Origin of the sequence: Marivirga tractuosa, from assembly GCF_042140215.1 — a bacterium.
Classification (GTDB): Bacteria; Bacteroidota; Bacteroidia; order Cytophagales; family Cyclobacteriaceae; genus Marivirga; species Marivirga tractuosa_A.
This window is the reverse complement of the sequence record NZ_CP159478.1, coordinates 3057667-3079243: the sequence shown is the minus strand read 5'-3', so window position 1 is coordinate 3079243 and position 21577 is coordinate 3057667. Positions and strand designations below refer to the sequence as shown.

At 34.3% G+C, this 21577-nt stretch carries 11 protein-coding genes; 4 read left to right on the top strand and 7 right to left on the bottom strand.

Translation table 11 applies throughout. The features are described 5' to 3' along the window. Nucleotides 1-116: 116 nt before the first annotated feature. Genes sufD through sufB form a run of 3 tightly spaced genes read right to left on the bottom strand, consistent with a single transcriptional unit; the run spans nucleotide 117 to nucleotide 3712 of the window. Nucleotides 117-1442 carry a Fe-S cluster assembly protein SufD gene (gene sufD, locus ABWH96_RS13960; RefSeq protein WP_375578134.1) on the bottom strand — a complete coding sequence of 442 codons (1326 nt, stop codon included), beginning with the start codon at nucleotides 1440-1442 and terminating at the stop codon, nucleotides 117-119. An 18-nt stretch (nucleotides 1443-1460) separates the two neighbouring features. Further along, nucleotides 1461-2216 (bottom strand): Fe-S cluster assembly ATPase SufC, encoded by a 756-nt coding sequence (gene sufC, locus ABWH96_RS13955; protein ID WP_375578133.1) that lies wholly within the window; start codon nucleotides 2214-2216, stop codon nucleotides 1461-1463. Between the two features lie 50 nt (nucleotides 2217-2266). Then, nucleotides 2267-3712: a Fe-S cluster assembly protein SufB gene (gene sufB, locus ABWH96_RS13950; protein ID WP_308348527.1), complete on the bottom strand. Its 1446-nt coding sequence runs from the start codon at nucleotides 3710-3712 to the stop codon at nucleotides 2267-2269. A 993-nt stretch (nucleotides 3713-4705) separates the two neighbouring features. On the opposite strand from sufB, the gene ABWH96_RS13945 reads away from it, so the two are divergent. Then, nucleotides 4706-6376, top strand: coding sequence for an AMP-binding protein (locus ABWH96_RS13945; RefSeq protein ID WP_375578132.1), 1671 nt, complete (start codon nucleotides 4706-4708; stop codon nucleotides 6374-6376). A 572-nt stretch (nucleotides 6377-6948) separates the two neighbouring features. Here ABWH96_RS13945 and ABWH96_RS13940 read toward each other — a convergent pair. Continuing rightward, nucleotides 6949-9111: a S9 family peptidase gene (locus ABWH96_RS13940; RefSeq protein WP_375578131.1), complete on the bottom strand. Its 2163-nt coding sequence runs from the start codon at nucleotides 9109-9111 to the stop codon at nucleotides 6949-6951. Nucleotides 9112-9720: 609 nt separating this feature from the next. On the opposite strand from ABWH96_RS13940, the gene ligA reads away from it, so the two are divergent. Genes ligA through dapA form a run of 3 tightly spaced genes read left to right on the top strand, consistent with a single transcriptional unit; the run spans nucleotide 9721 to nucleotide 13143 of the window. Further along, nucleotides 9721-11688 (top strand): NAD-dependent DNA ligase LigA, encoded by a 1968-nt coding sequence (gene ligA / locus ABWH96_RS13935; protein WP_375578130.1) that lies wholly within the window; start codon nucleotides 9721-9723, stop codon nucleotides 11686-11688. Between the two features lie 50 nt (nucleotides 11689-11738). After that, nucleotides 11739-12269 (top strand): DUF6913 domain-containing protein, encoded by a 531-nt coding sequence (locus ABWH96_RS13930; protein WP_375578129.1) that lies wholly within the window; start codon nucleotides 11739-11741, stop codon nucleotides 12267-12269. Then, the gene (gene dapA, locus ABWH96_RS13925; protein ID WP_375578128.1) at nucleotides 12241-13143 is read left to right on the top strand and encodes a 4-hydroxy-tetrahydrodipicolinate synthase; all 903 of its coding nucleotides are present in this window, start codon (nucleotides 12241-12243) and stop codon (nucleotides 13141-13143) included. The genes ABWH96_RS13930 and dapA overlap by 29 nt, the downstream gene beginning before the upstream one ends. A gap of 100 nt (nucleotides 13144-13243) precedes the next feature. Here dapA and ABWH96_RS13920 read toward each other — a convergent pair whose 3' ends face one another. The 3 genes from ABWH96_RS13920 to ABWH96_RS13910 all read right to left on the bottom strand — a co-directional run bounded on the left by ABWH96_RS13920 (nucleotide 13244) and on the right by ABWH96_RS13910 (nucleotide 21480). Further along, nucleotides 13244-15283, bottom strand: coding sequence for an OmpA family protein (locus ABWH96_RS13920; protein WP_375578127.1), 2040 nt, complete (start codon nucleotides 15281-15283; stop codon nucleotides 13244-13246). A gap of 93 nt (nucleotides 15284-15376) precedes the next feature. After that, nucleotides 15377-17140 carry a UvrD-helicase domain-containing protein gene (locus ABWH96_RS13915; RefSeq protein ID WP_375578126.1) on the bottom strand — a complete coding sequence of 588 codons (1764 nt, stop codon included), beginning with the start codon at nucleotides 17138-17140 and terminating at the stop codon, nucleotides 15377-15379. 239 nt (nucleotides 17141-17379) lie between these two features. Continuing rightward, nucleotides 17380-21480 carry a hypothetical protein gene (locus ABWH96_RS13910; RefSeq protein ID WP_375578125.1) on the bottom strand — a complete coding sequence of 1367 codons (4101 nt, stop codon included), beginning with the start codon at nucleotides 21478-21480 and terminating at the stop codon, nucleotides 17380-17382. Between the last annotated feature and the right edge of the window lie 97 nt (nucleotides 21481-21577).

Below are 21577 nucleotides of genomic sequence, written 5' to 3'. Positions count from 1 at the left end.
GCTAACCAAGCTCTGTAGGAGCGACCTTATTTATAATCAATTCCTGCAAAAAATCCTTAACCTAATCAAGCTATATTACCCTCTAAAAAATGGGGTATTTTTACTTAATAAAGTGTTTACAATCTTTCGTTAATTTTACTTTCTATTAATGTTCTGAAAGCTTCAATTTTAATATTGCTTAAAACATCTGAGGCAAAAGCATTTAATAACATAGATTTTGCCGTATGCTTGTCAATTCCTCTTGCTCTTAAGTAAAATAACTGGTCTACATCCAATTGACCTACTGTAGCACCATGAGAACATTGAACATCATCTGCCCAAATCTCTAATTGTGGTTTAGTATCTACCTCAGCATCATCAGAAAGTACTACATTTCTATTCGATTGAAATGCATTCGTTTTCTGAGCATCTTGCCTTACAAATATTTTACCATTGAAAACTCCCCTTGATTGACCATCCAAAATGCCTTTGTACATCTCATTGCTTTCGCAATTTGGTACTTTATGATCGACTACAGTATGGTTATCAACATGAGTTTTACCATCCAATAAATACAATCCGTACATATTGGTTTCTGAATGCTCTTTATGAATGGCAATATTTAAGTTATTCCGAAGCATAGCTCCATTTAAACTTAAAGTCACGCCATTGAAAACAGATTTTCCTAATTGGTGCACCATAGTAGCCCCAACTTGAATAGCCTGATTGGATTCATTCTCGTATTTGTAGTAATTGAAAACACAATCATCTTCTACCACAATTTCAGTCACTGCATTGGTGAAACTTGTATTTTCACCTAAAGTAACATAAGATTCAATCAATGAAGCTTGACTATTTTTCTCAGCAATAATCAAATTCCTTGGCTGGCTAATGACATCTGCATTTTTTGCGTCATTAAAATAATAGCAAGCAATAGGTGTTTCCACTACTGCATTAGCATCTATCTTAACGAAAACTCCACCGTTAGTGAAAGCGGTATTCAATTCAGAAAAATTATCAGCACCTTCTATTTCATGTGTATTGAAATGTTTCTCAAAATCTTCAGCATAATCATCCGCTGCAGTTTTGATAGCTTGGATAAGGACTCCTTTCGGAAGTGTTTCCATATCAGATAATTTATTATCCAACACTCCATTTACAAACACCAAACGAATGGCGTCCAACTCAGGAATAAAGTACTTAGAGGCTTCATCTAAACTTAATGAAAAGCTATCATCTGACAGGTTTTCAACATTAAAAAGCTTGCCAAAAATTTTGGCTATATTACTGTATTTATATTCTTCATGCTTTGCGTGAGGAAAACCAAGTGCTTTGAAATTATCGATGGCTTGTTTCCTTTTTGCGTGCAATGGCTTTTTGCTTTCTCCATTTAAAGAGTTTTCAAAAGCATCGAATTGCCCGATGAAAAATTTATCTATATCTTCTTTAATCAATTTACTCATATGTATTGCTGATTAAAATTATGCAATGCTTGCTTCTTCCTTAATCCAATCGTAGCCTTTTTCCTCCAGCTTATGCGCTAGCTCTTTTCCGCCAGTTTTAACGATTTTACCATCGAATAAAACATGAACAAAATCTGGTACGATATAATCCAATAGTCTTTGATAATGAGTTACCACTATCGTTGCATTGTCATCATTTTTTAATTTGTTAACGCCATTAGCTACAATGCGCAAGGCATCAATATCTAAACCTGAATCAGTTTCATCCAAAACAGAAAGAGTTGGCTCTAACATTGCCATTTGGAAAATTTCATTTCTTTTCTTTTCCCCACCAGAGAAGCCTTCATTTAAAGAACGACTCAATAAAGCTTGGTCGATTTCAACCAACTTCATTTTTTCTTTCATTCTGCTAAGGAAAGAAACAGCATCTAATGGCTCCAAACCTTTATGCTCACGGATTTTGTTCAAAGCCGTTTTCATAAAATTGGTGGTCGATACTCCAGGAATTTCTATAGGATATTGAAAAGCTAAGAAAACACCTTCTTTGGCTCTTTCATCAGCTTCCAATTCCAATAAATCATTTCCTTTGAAAGTAATTTCACCAGAATCAACTGTATAATCTTCTCTACCTGCTAAAACAGAAGCTAAAGTACTTTTTCCAGAACCATTTGGTCCCATAATAGCATGAACTTCACCTGGCTTCACTTCCAAGTTGATGCCTTTTAATATTTCTTTGCCTTCAATTGAGGCATGTAAATCTTTAATTGATAACATTATGATATATGCTTATTTCAAAAAATTATTCTTCTATTTCTTTGTATTGTTTATCCAACTGAACCTTCCAAAGTCAAGGCTAATAATTTCTGTGCCTCAACAGCGAACTCCATTGGTAAATTGTTCAATACTTCTTTACAGTAACCATTCACAATCAATGCAACTGCACTTTCCTCATCAATTCCTCTCTGCTGACAGTAGAAAATTTGATCTTCACCAATCTTTGAAGTTGTTGCTTCGTGTTCTACTTGCGCAGATTTGTTTTTGATTTCTATATAAGGGAATGTGTGAGCTCCACATTTGTCACCCATTAATAAAGAGTCACATTGAGAGAAGTTTCTTGAATTTTCTGCTCTTTTGTGGATTTCCACCAACCCTCTGTAGGAGTTTTGACTTTTTCCGCCAGAAACTCCTTTGGAAACGATTCTGCTTTTGGTATTTTTACCAATGTGGATCATTTTGGTTCCTGTATCGGCTTGTTGCATGTTGTTTGTTACTGCAACAGAGTAAAATTCTCCTTGAGAATAATCTCCTTTTAAGATACAGCTTGGATATTTCCAAGTAACGGCAGAACCAGTTTCAACTTGTGTCCATGCAATTTTAGCATAATCACCAGCGCAAATTCCTCTTTTGGTTACGAAGTTGTAAATACCACCTTTACCGTTTTTATCACCAGGATACCAGTTCTGTACAGTAGAGTATTTCACCTCAGCATTTTTAGCTGCATAAATCTCTACTACTGCCGCATGCAATTGATTTTCATCACGCATAGGTGCAGTACAACCTTCTAAGTAACTTACATAAGAATCATCTTCCGCCACGATCAAGGTTCTTTCGAACTGACCTGTGTTGGCAGCATTTATTCTAAAATAAGTTGAAAGTTCAACAGGGCATCTTACTCCTTTCGGAATATAGCAAAATGAACCATCAGAGAATACAGCTGAATTTAAAGCTGCATAAAAGTTGTCGTTAGAAGGAACAACTGAACCAATGTATTTTTTAACCAATTCAGGATGCTCTTTTACAGCCTCACTGAATGAACAAAAAATGATTCCTAATTCCCCTAATTGCTTTTTGAAGGTAGTTCCAACAGAAACTGAATCCATTACGGCATCTACCGCAACTCCAGTCAATCTTTTCTGTTCTGTAAGAGAAATACCTAATCTTTCGAAGGTTTTTCTCATTTCAGGATCTACTTCATCCAAGCTTTTAGGCTTATCCTTTGCTTTAGGGGCAGAGTAGTATATTATATTTTCGAAATCGGGTTTTGGGTAATGAACATTAGCCCATTTAGGCTCTGCCATTTTTCTCCAATTCCTGTATGCTTTCAATCTCCATTCTAAAAGCCATTCTGGCTCTTCTTTTTTGGCAGAAATAAAACGTACTATATCTTCGTTTAGCCCCGGAGGCGCTGAGTCTGCTTCAAAATCTACTGTCCATCCATGCTCATATTCCTTAGAGGCAAATTCTTCCAGTATTTGATCGTCTTTACTCATATATGAATTATTTAGACTAATTTCAATTAAGCTACAAAGCTAACATAATTTGTGCGCTTATGTTATCAAAATCCTATATTTTTTAGTTATAGAATTATAGATATTTGCTATTGATTTTGTGTACGTCTGGAAGCAGGGAAGTGTTGGGGTTTTATGTTGGTAAGTTTTCGGGTTGACCTGTTGGTAAGTTGTGGGGTGAGAAGTAGGAAGGTGGGTGATGGATGATGTTTGATGCGTGAGCCATGTCAGTACCGAAGGTCGGACATTTGCCGGAGGTTGGAAGTCTACACCTCGAAGTTTGAGTATGATAGAATATGGTTGCCTTTTTCTTGTTGAAAATTAAGAATTAGCTTTAGTTTCAGCGGAACAACCTTATGGTAACTATGATATCAATGTAAATCGCCAAAGTTCCGTAGGAATGACCTTATAATTAGAGGTTTATTGAAACATGGTAGGCGATATGGTCACTCCTTCGGAGCTTGGGCTTGGTTAAACAGATTTTAGTTTACCATAAGTAGGCTCTTTTGGAGCTATATCTAGAACTAGTGGAATGAATAATCCGGGTTATGCCTATTTTAAATTACAAAAAGCCCTAAAATCCAGGCTTGTAAATGTTCAAGATGAACAAGTAATTACCACCCTTGCAATAGCGCAAGCGTCCGCTTGTGCTTATTCAGCAAACGAATAAAGTTCGGCTTACTTGGCATTGAAACTCAACTAGATAAAAGAAGCTTGTATTTTATAGCAAAGAGTGGTTCAAGCGGACGCTTGAACCAGTGGTGTATTTTAGTGTGGATTGCGCTCATTACTCTTTAATGCTCATAACATAAAACTTACTACCTAAAACATAAAATTCTAATCCATTGATTTACAGATAATTTTCCTAAAATAAACACACCTGTATGAATGTTGTATCAAATAGCTCTATGGAAGAATAATATTTTTTATTAATTTCCAATCCGAAACGAAAAAATTGAATTTAAATATACGACTATGAGCGATTTTCCATGGTACAATCATTATCCGAAAGGAGTACCGAGAGAGATAAACCCTGACCAATATAAAAACCTCCCCGAATTATTTGAAGAGATTTTCCAGAAGCATGGAAGCAACGAAGCCTATGAGAACATGGGTAAAGTGCTGACTTACGCTGAAGTGGATGAATTGTCAAATAATTTTGCTGCTTATTTGCAAAATGAAGCAGGTTTGAAAAAGGGTGATAGAATGGCTATTCAAATGCCAAACTGCTTACAATATCCTATTGCCATGATAGGTGCTTTGAAAGCTGGTGTAATTGTAGTGGGAACCAATCCACTTTATACTGCGCGTGAGATGGCCCATCAGTTTAAAGATTCTGGGGCTAAAGCTATCGTGATTGTAGCAAATTTTGCCAGCAATTTAGAGAAGGTATTAGATGAAACGGAGATCAAAACCGTTATCGTTACTCAATTGGGAGATATGTTAGGCGGATTGAAAGGCGGTATTGTCAATTTTGTGGTGAAAAACATCAAAAAGATGGTTCCAAGTTATAATTTGCCTACCGCTATTAAATGGAAAGAAGTTTTAAAGAAAGGCAAGAATCACACTTTTAAAAAGCCTGAAATAGAGCCTTCTGATTTGGCATTTTTACAATATACAGGAGGTACAACTGGTGTAAGTAAGGGTGCACAATTATCTCACCGAAATTTGGTGGCGCATACTATGCAAACAAAAGAATGGTTTAAGCCATTGTTTACAGATGGACTTCAAGAGCAAATGATTACAGCTCTTCCGCTTTATCATATTTTCGCCCTTGCCGTAAATGGAATCTTAATGTTTAGCATTGGTGCTAAAAGTATTTTGATTACCAACCCAAGAGATATGCCTGCATTTATTAAGGAATTGAAGAAGCATCCATTTACTTTGATGACAGGAGTGAACACATTGTTCAATGGCTTATTAAATCAACCGAATATTAAAGAAGTTGATTTTTCACATTTGAAAGGCTCAATTGGTGGTGGAATGGCAGTGCAAAGATCTGTCGCTGAGAAATGGAAGGATTTAACAGGAGGGCCTTTAGTAGAAGGTTATGGTTTAAGTGAAACCTCCCCTGTATTAAGTGTAAATCCTTTGGATGGAACTGAAAGAATCGGCACTATAGGAATGCCTACTCCAAGTACTGATATGAAGATATTAGATGAAGAAGGAAAAGAGGTGGAACTAGGTGAGCCAGGAGAAATTTGTGGTAAAGGACCACAGGTGATGTCAGGATATTGGAATAAACCAGAATTAAACGAAACTACTTTCTTTAATAAGGAATGGTTCCGTACAGGAGATGTCGGAGTTCAAGATGCTGACGGCTTCTTTAAAATAGTGGATAGAATTAAGGATATGATTAATGTGTCCGGATTTAATGTTTATCCAAATGAAATTGAAGATGTAATTGCCGGTATGGAAAAAGTCTTGGAAGTAGCCGTAATTGGTGTTCCGGATGAGAAATCTACCGAAGTGGTGAAAGCGTTTGTGGTGAAGAAGGATGAAAGTTTAACTGAGCAAGAGGTAATCGATTATTGCAAGGAAAATTTAACTGCCTATAAATGTCCGAAAGCAGTTTCTTTTGAGAAAGAATTACCAAAGTCTAATGTAGGTAAGATTATTAGGAGGCACCTTCGTGAGAATAATTAATATTTGAGTAATTAGTAATTGAAAAGGCTTCTCAGGAATGAGAGGCCTTTTTTTAGCCCCCTGCAATTCCCCCAATGGGGGAAGGCGCACGGCACAGAATGATGAGGTTAGTATTTAGGGTTCTCTTGAAAATTAAAACGTGACTCTAATTATCATTCAAAGCAAATATAAAGTCTCATTTTTTGAAATTTTATCATATCTAAAACCTCAAAAAGCTTTGATTTAGAGGAAACCTGAGGTTTTAGATATTAAATCTAGATTTATACCCAAAATTATATTTTGTAGTTTCTACTTTTCCTTTTTGTCCCGAACGCTCGGGAACAAAAAGATGCTTCATCGCTACATACCATCGCTGGCCCGCCTTTTGTCCTCCTGCCCGCCCTCTTCGAGCAAGACCTGTCCCGCATTTATCGGGATATTATTTGGTTTTGAAGATTGGTAGTATTAATCATGAGAGGCCTATTTAGGTCAGCCTAGCCATATTTTTAATTCTGTATGAGAATTGAAGGATTTTGAGGCTATGATTTTAAACTAAATAAAAAGCCCGATTTTTTCAACCAGGCTTTTCGCTTTTATAAATTCTCTAACCACCAATTGGTCATCATTCTGAATAGGTGAGGTCTTGCCCCTTGTTCGCCTATGCCATGAGTTCTGTCCGGGTAGTAGAATAGATCAAATTGCTTTCCTGCTTCCAATAGTGTATCCTGATAAACAATAGTGTGTTGTACATGCACATTGTCATCTCCTGTTCCATGGACAATCAAATATGGGTCTTCTAATTTATCAATCTTGCTTAATGGAGAATTATCATCATAGCCTTCAGCATTGTCTTGTGGTAAGTCCATATATCGCTCAGTATAAATGGTGTCATAATATCTCCAGTTGGAAACCATAGCCACTGAAACTGCAGCATTAAAAACATCTGCTCCATCTAAAATGGCATTTCCAGCCATATAACCACCATAAGACCATCCCCAAATGCCGATTCTTTCAGCATCCACATAATTCAGATTACCTAAATATTTACCTGTTTCAATCATATCCAAGGTTTCGTATTTACCCAATTGCCTGTAAGTCATTTTTTTAAAGGCTTCTCCTCTTCCGCCAGTTCCTCTTGGGTCAACTACTGCAACGATATACCCTTTTTGCGTCATCATTTGATGCCAGTCGAATTGACTACCACCCCAGCCATTTTGCACCTGCTGACTACCTGGCCCACTGTATTGGTAAACGATTACTGGATATTCTTTTGACTCATCAAAATTAGCTGGTTTTAAGAAATAACCATTTAAGCTAACATCTTCCGAAGTTGTAAACTGAAAATACTCTTTATCTACAAAACCGAACTCTTCTGTGATGGATTTATAGCTGGCATTATCCTTTAAAGTAGTTAGTTGCTTATTGCCTTTTGTTTGGTGCAAGCTTACTTGATTTGGATTAGTTGGATTGCTATAATATTTCAAATAGTACTGGAAGTCATTGCTCATATTGATGCGAGTATTTCCCATTTCTTCCCCCATCAATTTCTTTCTTTTTCCATTCAACCCGATGGAATAGAAAGTACGATCTAAAGGAGAATTCTCAGTACTGATATAGTAGATTTTGCTGTCTTTTTGGTCAATACCCACTATGCTTACCACTTCCCAATTTCCTTTAGTGATTTGTCTTACTAATTTACCATCCAAAGTGTAAAGATAAAGATGCTTGTAACCATCTTGCTCACTTGATTGAATGAAGTATTTGCCATCGTTGGTGTAAGTTAAATCATCACAGTAGTTCAACCCCACATAAGTGTCTGATTCTTCTTTTAAAACTACTTTACTTTCTCCAGTAGTAGCATTAGCATGTAAAATTTCCAGAATGTTTTGTCTTCGATTCATTCTGATAATGCTCAATAGATTTGAGTCTTTTGTCCATTGAACTCGTGGGATATATTGGTCTTTTTCCTCGCCAATATCCATTTGTTTTGTGTCTTCAGACGCTAAATCATACACTGAAATCCATATATGAGAATTTTCTTCACCTGCTTTGGGATATTTATAGACATAATTTTCTGGATACAATTCTCCATCATTCCATTTCTGTAAGGTATATTCTTTTACATGGCTTTCGTCCATGGTATAGAATGCCAATTTTTTGCTGTCAGGTGACCAATAAAAAGTTTTAGTAACGTAAAACTCTTCTTCATAAACCCAATCAGAACCACCATTAATGATTTCATTGATTTTACCATCTGAGGTTACTTGAGTAGTGTTTCCAGATGCTAAATCGAAGATGTAAATATTGTTTTTAAATACATAAGCCATCTTTTTTGCATCAGGTGAGAAAGTAGCAAACATTTGAGGGTTTTCGGAAAGTGGTTTTAAACTTTCATCTTCTAAATTATAAACATAATACTGAGCAGTGAATGAACGTCTGTAGATATAATTCACATCAGTCGCCAGTAATAATTTTTGCTCATCCTTACTGAATGAATAGTTTTTTATGTCAAGTTCAGGATCTAGTTTATCTCCATCTACTAAAGTCTCTACAACCTTTCCATTCTCCACATCAATTTTCTGGACTTTATTCTCATCCAATGCGGAATAATACTTTCCGTCATTCATCCAGTTGACATTGTAAACTGATTCTTGTCTGAAAGTCCCTTTCTCATAGATATCTGAAACGGTAATTTCTTTTTGAGCGAAAACTAAGCTCGTACTTAGAAAACATAGAATAAATAATAAGTTTTTCATATTCATGCGTATATAATTGTTTGTTACGGTCACATGGAATCTTTGATTAAAAATTTATCTTCGGTTGGTGTAAAATTCGAAGCTAAATTTTTAATGTTGATTTCATTAAAATAATTATTTCAAAATCTAAAATAGGAAGTATTTCTTGAAGTGAAAGCTTGAAATGGATTTAAAGGAACTAGGAGAGGTTGAGTGGTAGATTAGGTTGGCAGGTTTTCAAGTTGGCTTGTTTACAGGTTTTAGATGTGCTAATTCTTTGATGTGCTGATTTTTCGATATGCTGATAATTGATTTATAATTTAATAATCGTTTTGATACCAGTCGTTCCGTGCGTCATTCCCACGAAGGTGGGAATCTTGTCTTATTAAAACGAAGTTTTAATTATTTTAGCCAAGAAATAATGGATATGAAATACTCAAATAAGTAAACTGATATCTTGGGAAGTAAATATTTTAACCTTTGGTTAAAATCAATAGATTCCCACCTTCGTCAGAATGACGCACCGAGCCAAGTCTGAGAACCTTTCTCTCCAATATCAAATTTTAGTTACTTTTTAGCCAAACAAATAGGCAAATCATTAGATTTGTGATTTAAGCCTTCAGAAGTAAAATGGATAAAAAAGCAGCCGAACACAAAATTCAAGAATTAAGCGAAAAGCTTCATTATTATAATTATAAATACTATCAGGAAAGTGTTTCTGAAATTTCTGATTATGAGTTTGATATGATGTTGAAAGAGCTCATGGATTTGGAAGAGCAATTTCCTGATTTAAAAACTTCCGATTCCCCAAGTCAGCGAGTGGGAGGTGATATCACCAAAAATTTTGAAACAGTTGATCATAAAATTCCAATGCTTTCATTGGGTAATACTTATTCCAAAGAAGAGCTGGATGATTTTGACGGTAGAGTAAAAAGGGGCTTGGGCGATGAAGAGTATGAATATTTCTGTGAGCTGAAATTCGATGGTGTAGCCATAAGTTTGCATTATGAAAATGGTAAATTAATCAGAGGAGTAACTCGTGGTGATGGAAGCAAGGGCGATGATATTACTAATAATGCCAAAACCATCCGAACAATTCCTCTAAAAGTTAGAGGGGATAAATTCCCAGAGTATTTTGAAGCCCGAGGTGAGGTGTTTTTACCCAGAGAAGGTTTCAATGAAATTAATAGAGAAAGAGAAGAAAATGGAGAAGCACTCTTAGCCAATCCAAGAAATGCAGCATCAGGCACATTAAAAATGCAGGATTCAGGAGTTGTGGCTAAACGAAAACTCGATTGTTATTTATATTCCTATGCTGGTGAAGATTTGCCTATAGATTCCCATGAAGAAGGCATTAAGCAATTGGAGAAATTCGGTTTTAATGTTTCTCAAACTTATAAAAAGTGCCAAAACATCAATGAGGTATTCGATTTCATCAATGAATGGGAGGAGAAAAGACATTCTCTGCCAGTTGATACGGATGGGATAGTGATAAAGGTCAATAGCCTAGCTCAGCAAGAGCAATTGGGTTTCACAGCCAAAAGTCCACGATGGGCGATTGCTTATAAATACAAAGCGGAAAGCTCTACTACCATTTTAAAAGAAATTACTTATCAGGTAGGAAGGACAGGAGCAGTAACTCCTGTTGCCAATCTAGAACCTGTTTCTTTGGCTGGAACAACCGTGAAAAGAGCCTCTTTACATAATGCTAATGAGATAGCTCGATTGGATTTGAGAGTGGGAGATACAGTTCATGTGGAGAAAGGAGGCGAAATTATTCCAAAAATCACAGGAGTGGATTTGACCAAAAGAGATTTAGGAAGTACTGAGGTGGAATATTTAAAAAACTGTCCTGAGTGCGGAACGAAATTAGTGAGAGCGGAAGGTGAAGCCGTTCATTATTGTCTGAACAAAAAGGGGTGTCCACCACAAATCAAAGGTTCAATTGAACATTATATTCAGCGAAAAGCAGCTGATATAGATTCAATGGGCGAGCGTACCATTCATTTATTGTATGAAAAAGGATTGGTTAAGAATGTAGCCGATCTTTATGATTTGAAATATGAGGATGTTTTTGAACTAGAAGGTTTTAAGGATTTGAGTACCCAAAACCTTTTAAAGGGAATTGAAGAATCAAAGCAAATTCCTTTTGAGAATATTCTTTTTGGCTTGGGAATTCGATTTGTAGGGAAGACCGTAGCAGAGAAATTAGGCGCTCATTTTAAAAATATTGACAATTTGTCTAAAGCTTCCTTTGAAGAATTGATAGAAGTTCCTGAAATTGGCGAGCGAATTGCACAAAGTGTAGTAGAATATTTCCAAGATCAAGATAATATCGAATTGATTGAGCGTTTGAAATCCGCAGGTCTTCAATTTGAGATTAAGGAAACCATAATAGAACAAAAAGGTAATGCGCTGGAAGGCAAGTCTTTGGTGGTATCTGGAGTATTTGAGCATTACGGAAGAGATGAAATTAAGGAAGTAATAAAGCAATATGGCGGAAAAGTAGTTTCGGCTATTTCAGGAAAAGTAGATATATTAGTGGCTGGAGAAAATATGGCCCTGCCAAAAGGCAGAAAGCAGAAATACTGGGAGTGAAAATCATTGATGAAACTGAATTTCGTAGCCTGATAAAAGAAAACTAAAAAGTGATTAAACACAAAATTTTATCATACAAAGTAAGAAGAGGACAGAAGAAAATTGATTTTTTACATCAGGCTTATCCTTACAATAAGCTTAAGAAGGTGGGAGTTATATTTTCCTTCGATGATTTGAAAAAGCATGAGGCGGTCAAGAAATTTATTAAAACGCTAAAAGCTGATGGGATTGAAGTAACTACTTTGGCTTATAAACCAAAAGATACACAGAATTTCGAATTCTATTTTGATTTTTTTGAAGATAAAGATTTTGGTTTTTTCGGGAAAATAGATAATCCGTATTTCCTGAGCTTTTTGAACCAAAAATTGGAGTATTTATTTTGTTTAGATGAAAAGCTAAACTTGTATATGCAATATTTGTTAGTGCATTCAAAAACCGATGCAAGAATCGGAGCCTATCAGTCCACTGAAGCAGAAGCCTCATTTTTTGAATTGATGATAAAGCCAAGAGAAAGTGGAGATACAAATATTTTAACAGAAGAGATTATTCATTATGTCAGAAAAATTTCAGGAAACAACTAAGAAATTTACGGGAGTGGGCACCGCATTAATTACCCCATTTAAAGAAGATTTAACAGTAGATAGAGAAGCTTTAGAAAAGCTATTGGTACATACTGCCAAAGGAGCAGATTACTTCGTAGTGCAAGGAACTACAGGTGAATCAGCCACTACAACCTTAAAAGAAAAGCAAGAGATTTTGGCTCTTGTAAAAACACATAATCCTAAAAACTTACCCATAGTTTTTGGAGCGGGTGGAAATAATACACAAGCTGTCATTGATTTTATAGGTCAGATTGATTTATCTGGAGTTGATGCTATTTTATCAGCATCTCCTCATTACAATAAACCATCTCAAGAGGGAATTTATCAGCATTTTGTTAAAATTGCAGATGCATCTCCTGTACCTGTAATTTTATATAATGTACCTGGAAGAACAGCTTCCAATTTGACAGCTGAAACCACTTTAAGATTGGCTCAGCATGAAAATATTATTGGCATAAAAGAAGCTTCAGGTGATTTAGGACAATGCATGGAAATCATGGCAAATAAGCCTGAGGAATTTTTGTTGATTTCAGGAGATGATTTGTTGACTAATTCCATGATTACTTTAGGAGCAGTAGGAGTGATTTCCGTTTTGGCAAATCCATTCCCAGAGGTATTTGCTGATATGGTACAGAATGCTTTGAAAGGAGATTTTGCTAAATCAAATAAAAGCCTTTTCAAATTATTGCCAATCAATTCTTTGATGTATGAGGAAAGCAATCCAGTAGGAGCAAAAGAAGCATTACGCCAACAAGGAGTTTGCGAAAATTATGTAAGAATGCCTTTATTACCTGCAACGGAAGGTTTGTCTAAAAGAATTGCGGAGAAAATTAAGGAATTTGGGTTGAAATAGATTTTTTAATTGTAGAAACAGGGCATGCCCTGTTTCTACAATTAAAAAATCCTGTTTATCTGGTTGTTGACAGACTGACCAGGATTAATATTTCAAATAATCATTTCTCCACAATTGTAAATTCTACCCTTCTGTTTTCGGCTCTTCCTTCTTCGGTATCATTACTGCTGATAGGTGATGTTTCTCCTAAACCTTTTGCCTTCATTCTATCTTCTGAGATGCCTTTATCCAATAAATATTGCATTACTGATTCCGCCCGACCTTCACTTAAGGTTAAGTTATAATCATCACTTCCTTTGCTGTCTGTATGACCAAGTATTTCTATTTTGATTCCTGGATTTTGTGTCATTAAATCAGTCAATCGATCCAATTCTGGGAAGGAAGCTTCCTTTAGAGTTGTTTTATCAAAGTTGAAATAGATATTATCAATAATAACGGTTTTGCCTACTTCAATTGGGGACATTTCTAATGTTTCACTATACTGCCTAAAATCTTGATTATTACTGATCGTAAGCTTACGTTCCAAATTGAGGTAGTTAACTTTTTCACCTCGAATAATTAGTTCACCTGCTGTAGGTACCTTAATTTCAAACGTTCCATCTTCATTACTCTCTATTCGATTTATAACGGAATCCTGAATCTCAAAACTTAGTTTTGCTTTTAACGGAGCTTTTGTCTTTTCGTCAATCACCACACCTGAAACTATATAAGGCTTAACAGTTTTGTTCATTTGGTAATCTTTACGAACGTAATGCTCATATTCTCCTTCTGGTATTTCTACGGTAAAATTTTCTATGATATCATCGTAATCATCAGATAGAATTTCTATTTGATACTGACCTGCCCCTTGTAATTCTAATTTATAGCCACCATCTTCAAAAGCAGTTCTTGCAGAGTCTGAAAAATTATCATTTTTTACATAAACACGAGCATTTACAGGATTTAATGTTCTCGCATCAGTAATTAAGCCACTAAGTTTAACCTTCGTTTTTACGGGAGTAAGAAATAAGTCTTTCTGAATGACAGTATCTTTCTTGATATCTGATAAGTCGATGGATTCGTTCAATTGTTCATAACCAATTTTAGCGGCTATAAAATTGAAAGGTTTGTTTTTATAAGTAGTAAAAGAATAGTTTCCATCTTCTTTTACTTCAAGATTTAAAGGTTTATCCTTTAGCGGTTCTGCAGTTAAATACAATGCAAGTGGCTTATTTGTTTCTTTATTCAGCACCTTACCTTTTACTATGATTTTTGCTTTAGGAACAAGTCCGTAAATATTCATATTACTACCATCTGCACTTACATAAGTCCTGGTTGTAAAGGCATTATTCCCTGTTTCGTCAACTGAAAAATAGGAGTCAAAACCATCGGTATTTATAGGAGGGCCAATGTTTTCAGGCTCACTCCATTTTAGCCAGCTATCATCTAACCTTTTCACTTTCCAAACATCTACGCCACCAATTGTACCTTCACGATTACTGGCATAATACATTACTTGATCATCTTCAGCTAAATAAGGACCAAATTCATCTTTGTAAGTACTTAAAGATTCAATCATTACTGGTTTTGTATAAGAGCCATCAGGTTGCCGTTTGCTTAAATAGAGATCACTATAAGGTTTTTTTGCTCTTTCATTCATGTAAATGATTATAGCACTTCGGTCTTGACTTATGGTGGCTCCTGAGAAAATTCCTTTGCTCATGTCTTCGTAACCTTCAATTTCAAGCTCATCAGGTCTATTCCAGCCTTTTTCGTCTTTTGTAACTATGGAGAATCCTTTTTTTCTTTTATTATTTCCACCTCTGATAAAAAGTGAATTCCCATCATCGAGTATCGTAAATACTTGATTAAACTTTCTTTTATTAAATGGAGATTCCATATGGACTGCTTTACCCCATGTTCCATCTGCTTGTTTATCGGAATACCAAATGTCTTGAGAATTATCCCTACCCTCATTATTTTCAGGATGATCTGTAATCGTAAAGTAAAGCCTTTGATTATCAGGAGTAACAATAGGCGCACTTTCATGATATCTTGAGTTGACTTCCTCATTGAGTTCAACTAGTTGATATAATACCTGCTCATTTTGACTTAATGCAAAGAATGGAATGTGGAAAAGGATGATAAAAAACTTTTTCATTTTTAGAAATTTGCCATAAATATTATTAAAAAGAAGAAAAATAGCTATTTATCGATTAATAATATCAATTCGTCTGTAATATTTTGATACATATTACAAATCTTCAAAGGAATATAGCTTCTGAATCCTTGCTCTAATAGCTCCCTTTGTTCTGCCAAAATGATTGGCCAAATCTTTGGTGCTTAGCCCTTCTTCAAACATGAATTTCAATTCTCTGTCCAGTTCATCATTCCATGGAGCATAGGCAGATTTATGTTTCTTTCTAACCTCTGCAAGGTCATAAGCCTTTTCTTCAAAGCTGTTCAATTTTAAATCTTTAATGCTAGTATTATCTTCCTCCTCTTTGCGTTTTAGTAAAACTATTTGCTCATTTTTTGCCCAATTTTCAGGGAGTAATTCTTCTTCTATAAAAAGCTTGTTTTGAGTTCGGGTCACGGCTACGTACAACAAATTGATTTCCTCATTGAGTTTTTGCTTTATCAAATCAGAAAGGTTTTTCTGTTGTGCCAATTTCTTTAATTTCTCTTCAGTGAGGAAATCATTGACCAGCTGAACAGAGTCATACTCCATTCCCTTGCATCTGTGGACTGTGGAGAAAATGATGTGGGCTTTATCTCGCTCTTCATTTTCAACATGCTTTTCCTTTAGCTGCTTGATGTACTCTGGAATTTCATTTCCATACTCCCTTACCAATTCTACCATCATGCCCAATTGCATATCTTCGGTTTTCTCGATATACTCTTCTAAGTCCTCCAATGTATTCATTTTTTTAATTAAAGGATCTCTGATAAATTTTCTTTTGCCATTAAAGAGGTTTAAAACATCGTATAATGAAGTACCGTCATCGGCATAGGTATAGGAATTGATATTACCTTCGAAATAGATACCATCCAGATTTTTCTTCTCGGATATGTAATCAATTGCTTTTGTTAAAAGTCCAAGGTTAGTACGCGCTAAAACTGCTTTTTGCTCTCCTTTTGAAGGTTGAGCTTCTCCTTTTATTTGGAAATTCAGCTCAGGCTGAAGGTGCTTTTTTCTTTCTACTATGGCTTGAGCCAATTGGGCAATTTTATCATTAAACCTGAAACTGCTCGATAAATCAAAAGATTTGAAATCCACCATTTCCAGTGAATTTACGGCATATCGCCAGGAATAAATTTGCTGATGCGTATCGCCCACTATCACTTTAGTAGCTTTTTGATTGAGAAATACATCTAGCATGGCAGGGGAGGCGTCTTGTCCCTCATCAAAGAGAATATAATCGTAATTAAGCGGAGGATTTTGCAGTTGGAATTTCTTTAAGTAAAAATCATGGGTGATGGCAATTTCACCTTTGTTCATTTTAGCCAAAAACTCACGGGTTTTCTTTTTGATATAGGAGTAATTACTCTTTACAAAAGCCAATGCTTTTTTGTCGGATATGGTAACTGTATAATTTAACTCTTCTACTTTTAAAGCACTACTATTACAAAAATAAGAAGTGAATTTATTGACATGATTGGCCATAATCATTTCTGCCATAGGCTCACTTTTAATTTGAATATTTAAAATATCTGCCAAATCATGATTTTTATAGCCGTTGCTGTTGATTTCCAGATTATTGCCGATTACTATATGTTTAAAAGCTAGGGAATGAGCCGTTTGTACATCAACATTAAAAAGCTTTTTGGATTTAAATTTTTTAGTGGCTTCTAACTTTACAGATTTATTAAAAGCCAGATAAAGAATTCTGCTGTTTTTGGGTCTGCTTTCAGCATAAGCAATTAAAGTTGTTGTTTTTCCAGAACCAGCAACTGCATTAATTTTAATGTTGCCATCCGATTGAATAATGGAGGATTGTTCTTTGGTTAACTGCATTGGTTGATAATTTTAAGCTAATCCTTTCTTTTATGTAAACTAATCAAGTTTTTTATCTGATAAGCTACTGGCTATAAAATTATTAAAAATTTGCTAATCTAAAAACTTGAGTGGTTTTGTAGTGTGATGGATATGAAAAGGAGATTTTATGACAATAGCTTTTTATAGGCTTTGCAGAAAATATAAAGATTGGATATCCTCTTGAAGGCGAGATGTTGATCTTAAGTAGTGTAGTTTAATCAATTGTCGCTATCTTCTGTTTCATCCTTATTTTCCTTATAGTAAGCTTTGGCCTCTTCTTTACTTCTTTTGATGCCAATGCTACTCACCGCCCCACTTAATAATGATTTTGCCCATAAGTTGAATATAGAACGACTCTTAATTCGCTCAAAGAAAATATTGCCTTCTTGCAAACTAAACCACCTGGGGTTTTTGGAGCTTACAACAAAACTGTTCGCGAAAATGGTTTTTAAATTATTTCCAAAGCCCTTGGATTGATAAGTTTCTCTATCAAGTATATCAATTTTTAAATTATTGTATCGGAATGCCATTAATCCTTCAGCATAATCATCATTCCCTTTAAAATTAATATTAACTTCCTCGTTAAATCCAGAGCGGACTTCAATTGCTCCTAATGGAATAAGCATTTCATTTAATGCTGTTAAATCAAGACTACCAACATTTCCTATGAAATGAAACTCTCCCTTTTCTGAAGGCATAGGAAATTCAACTTTAGTGCTGAAATTTGCTTTCTCATTGAGTTTTCCTTGCGCTTTTAATATAATTGGAGTATTATTTTTAAAGTGATGGGTACGAGTATTAAAAAGGTAACCGCTTTCAATGTTTATGGTCATTGTGCCTATTCCTGAAGTCTCTTTAGGCATAATGTGTATGTGAATATCAGAATTCACAAATAATGTATCTATGCTAAATGCAAAATTTGATTCAGAAAGCACTTTTTGGGGCATAGGAACTTTTCGCTTGTCATTATGGGGAACATTTAAATCACGGAATACTATAAAATCTCCCTTATCTATTTCAATCTTATTTGAGATAAATTTTTCACTCATTAATAAACTGTCAATATTGAGTTTTTTAAGCTTAATAGAGGCTACATCAAGTTTAAACCAATCATTCTGATTTTCAATATGCTCGCTATATTCAAAGCGATCATATTTAGAACGCATTTTAAGATCACTTGCATAAAAATTCGATTCTGGATATTGGAAGCTGTAATCTTTTGCTGTGATGGTATAATGCTTTCCAAAATTTTCTCTGTAGTTTTTTCCGCTAAAAACCAATGACTTCAAATTATGATGAATATTCGTTGGATTTATAGTAGAGTCAAAAGCTAATGAGTTGATGAGTAGATCTGCTTTACGAACAAAATAATTACGTTCCTTTTCTTCATGGTAAACCTTTATGTTGATGTCATTTGAAAGTAGTTTTTCAATTTTCAAAGATTTGAAAGGCAAAGTAATTCTTTTAGGGAGCGATTCCTTTTCTTGCTTTTTAATTCTAAAATCTAGAGAAGTTTCTTCACTACTTAATTCTGCAATATCCACTCTATTATTTTGAACATAATCTGTAATTTTAGCATTTTTTAATTTTATTCCTTTGATGTTTAAGGCAGTATTACGATCAGAATCATGATAATCAAATTCTTTTATGTCACCTCTTTCACTTAAGCTGCTATAATTCAAGTTTTGAATTGAAATGGAGTCATTTTTAGGAGAGTAAAAGTTGAAACTTTCATTACTGATAGTGAAATTGTCAGCAAAAAATAGATTTTGATCTTTAGTTTTTGGAAAGCGCAGATTTTGCAATGTTAGCTTAGCATTGGAGCTCAGCAATTGACTAGTTTCTTTTTGAATATTAAGTAAAACTATGCTCGATCCTGTTAATTTTATCTCACTATTTTTAACAGCAAATGTGAATTCGTTTTCTACTGCATTTGAAAATTTGAAATATTTCTTTAAGTCCGTAAAACCTGTATAATTGAATTGAGTTATATGACTACGTAAGCTGTCTGCTTCAAATCGTTTGTTTTGAATTAACGCATCTTTATTGAAATTAGTAAAGTTTATTTCAGGGATTTTAATTGAAATGGATAAAGTATCATTGATTTCATTGGGCTTAATGCGTATGTTTTGAAATGATAGATTATTATGATTTTTAGGTAGTGTTAGACTTGATACACTTATGTGGTGATTTAGTTTGTTATCTTCTAGTTTTAGCTCTTTTGCAAATACCTGAAATAATTTGAGTTCATATTGGTAATTTAAATCTATATCAAAATCAGCTATACTTAGGCTTTTAAATTCATCTATTTGATAGTTTAAAGCACCTTCCTTTAATAATATATTTATAGGCCTATTCGAGAAGCTCCATTCGTTATTCTTTGTATTTTTTTGTTTTAAGTCCTTATAGCTGATATCAATTTTAGGTTTGAAAAGTGTAATGCTGTCAATATCGAGTTTCTTCCTATTGAGAATGCTATCAAATTCAACCCCTCTAAAACTTAAGTAATCTACTGTAATTTGATCTCTCAAATCTTCATAAGTGAAATTCAATTTGGTTAAATCTAATGAATGCAGATTGTTTTCAGATTGGAAAGTACTGACTTGAACCTGCCCTTTATCTAGCTTGTAAACTAATTCCTGGCCGTTTATTAAAGTGCTATCAGCTATTTTGTGCCATGAATGTAGAGAAGAGTCAATTTTTATCTTTTGTGCATGCACATTTAGTGATTTGCCTATAAAAATATCACCAACATCTAAATCCGTATTAAGTACCGAAAATTCACCCAGCTTTATTTCATTAAAATATTTATTTAGAATATTAAATAAACCTTCAGGAGTGATAATTGCTTTTTGTTCTTCTGAATTCTTTAAGTAGGGAGGCGTTATGGTGATTTTAGAATTACTTAGCGCCAGATTTTTTAAATCAATTCGATCATTATCATAAATATCCCGATGAGCTATTCCACCCATCTCCAATAATGGGAGGTTTAGGTTAAATTGTGTTAAAGTGCTATCATCTAGGCTTCTGGATGGTTTAACTTCCAGATTTCGGACTAATAAGGTGGAGTCTATAGTATTGAAATTCAGTTTTTTGAATTTGATATTATGTAAATTGTCTGGTAATAAATAATCATAGTCATTGATTTCAATTGAGGCATTTTCAAAGTAATGAATGATATTTTGAATATCTCGCTGAGTGGAATCCAATTCGATATTAAAGAGGTCAATACTAATATTGTCGGATAAAAATCTTTGTTGGTTATCGCCTTTTAAGGTCAAGTTTAACCCACCTTCTTCAATTTTTAAATCATTGATTTTAATTAAATCAAAAAGAGCCAAAAGAGAGGCGCCAATGCTATTTTCAGCCTGTTCCGTATTTTGTTTTTTTGATTTCAGAACAGATTGAATTTTGATTTTTGGCTTAGGGATATTCACTTGTTCTACTACTAAGAAGTTATCTTCATAAGCTTTTAAATAGTTTATTCCTTTTAACTCTAAAGTAGGAATGTCAATATCATAAACATTTTGATTTTCTTGCTGAAACACATTTCTAGCGTCTATATCTTTCCGAGCATTGATTTTGAAATTATTAAAATTGAGAATAGAATCTTTAGTGGAAAGTTCAAAGCCTTCAAAACTCAATTCATGTATGCTGTCGGGCAATAAAATAGATTGTTGATTAACCCCCAGATTTATAGCTTCAGAATAGAAAATTTTCTTCTTTTTTTGATTTTGAGAAACTTCAAAATTTTCCACATTAAAATTAATGGCTTTTAATCTAAAATTACTCGGTGAGTGATCAACTGTTCCGCTTCTCACTTTCAGGAAATTAATTTGCAATAATTCTAAATATTGTGAAATGACCTCATAAAGTTCACCTGTTTCACGACCGAATTTAAGTGGTTTTTTTTCAGGATTTATTTTGGTCATAAATACCAAAGGGTCGATGACTTCAATTCCATCTACCACCAATTCTTTGTTAGTATAAATCCTAATAACCGATTCCAGCGAAATATTGACCTCACTTACTTCTGCCTCATAGATATTTTTTGCATTAATGGAATCTTCTCTATTTTCAGGTGTGGCATATAGCTCAATATTTTTGATGCTGACTGATTTCCTCAGGATATTTAAGTCAATAGCTTCAAACTCTAATTGATAAAGCCCTTTGCTTTCCTTATTAATTAATTCCTGAAGATATTCTCCTGAAATTCTGTTACCCATTCTTTTCAACTGGTCATTTATTATATAACCAACTGATATTATGAGAATAGCAAATCCGATAGTACGGTATAATCTTTTTCTTTTTCGGTTCATATAACTTCTAAAAGCTTAAGATAAGCTTTTTGGATGAAATAGTGGAAGATTGAAAACGAAAACTAAAAGGATTTTATCATTTTCATTATTATTACTA

Coding starts and splice junctions, on each gene's coding strand:
- sufD (WP_375578134.1), bottom strand. CDS start 1,442: ATGAGTAAATTGATTAAAGAAGATATAGATAAATTTTTCATCGGGCAA.
- sufC (WP_375578133.1), bottom strand. CDS start 2,216: ATGTTATCAATTAAAGATTTACATGCCTCAATTGAAGGCAAAGAAATA.
- sufB (WP_308348527.1), bottom strand. CDS start 3,712: ATGAGTAAAGACGATCAAATACTGGAAGAATTTGCCTCTAAGGAATAT.
- ABWH96_RS13945 (WP_375578132.1), top strand. CDS start 4,706: ATGAGCGATTTTCCATGGTACAATCATTATCCGAAAGGAGTACCGAGA.
- ABWH96_RS13940 (WP_375578131.1), bottom strand. CDS start 9,111: ATGAAAAACTTATTATTTATTCTATGTTTTCTAAGTACGAGCTTAGTT.
- ligA (WP_375578130.1), top strand. CDS start 9,721: ATGGATAAAAAAGCAGCCGAACACAAAATTCAAGAATTAAGCGAAAAG.
- dapA (WP_375578128.1), top strand. CDS start 12,241: ATGTCAGAAAAATTTCAGGAAACAACTAAGAAATTTACGGGAGTGGGC.
- ABWH96_RS13920 (WP_375578127.1), bottom strand. CDS start 15,283: ATGAAAAAGTTTTTTATCATCCTTTTCCACATTCCATTCTTTGCATTA.
- ABWH96_RS13915 (WP_375578126.1), bottom strand. CDS start 17,140: ATGCAGTTAACCAAAGAACAATCCTCCATTATTCAATCGGATGGCAAC.
- ABWH96_RS13910 (WP_375578125.1), bottom strand. CDS start 21,480: ATGAACCGAAAAAGAAAAAGATTATACCGTACTATCGGATTTGCTATT.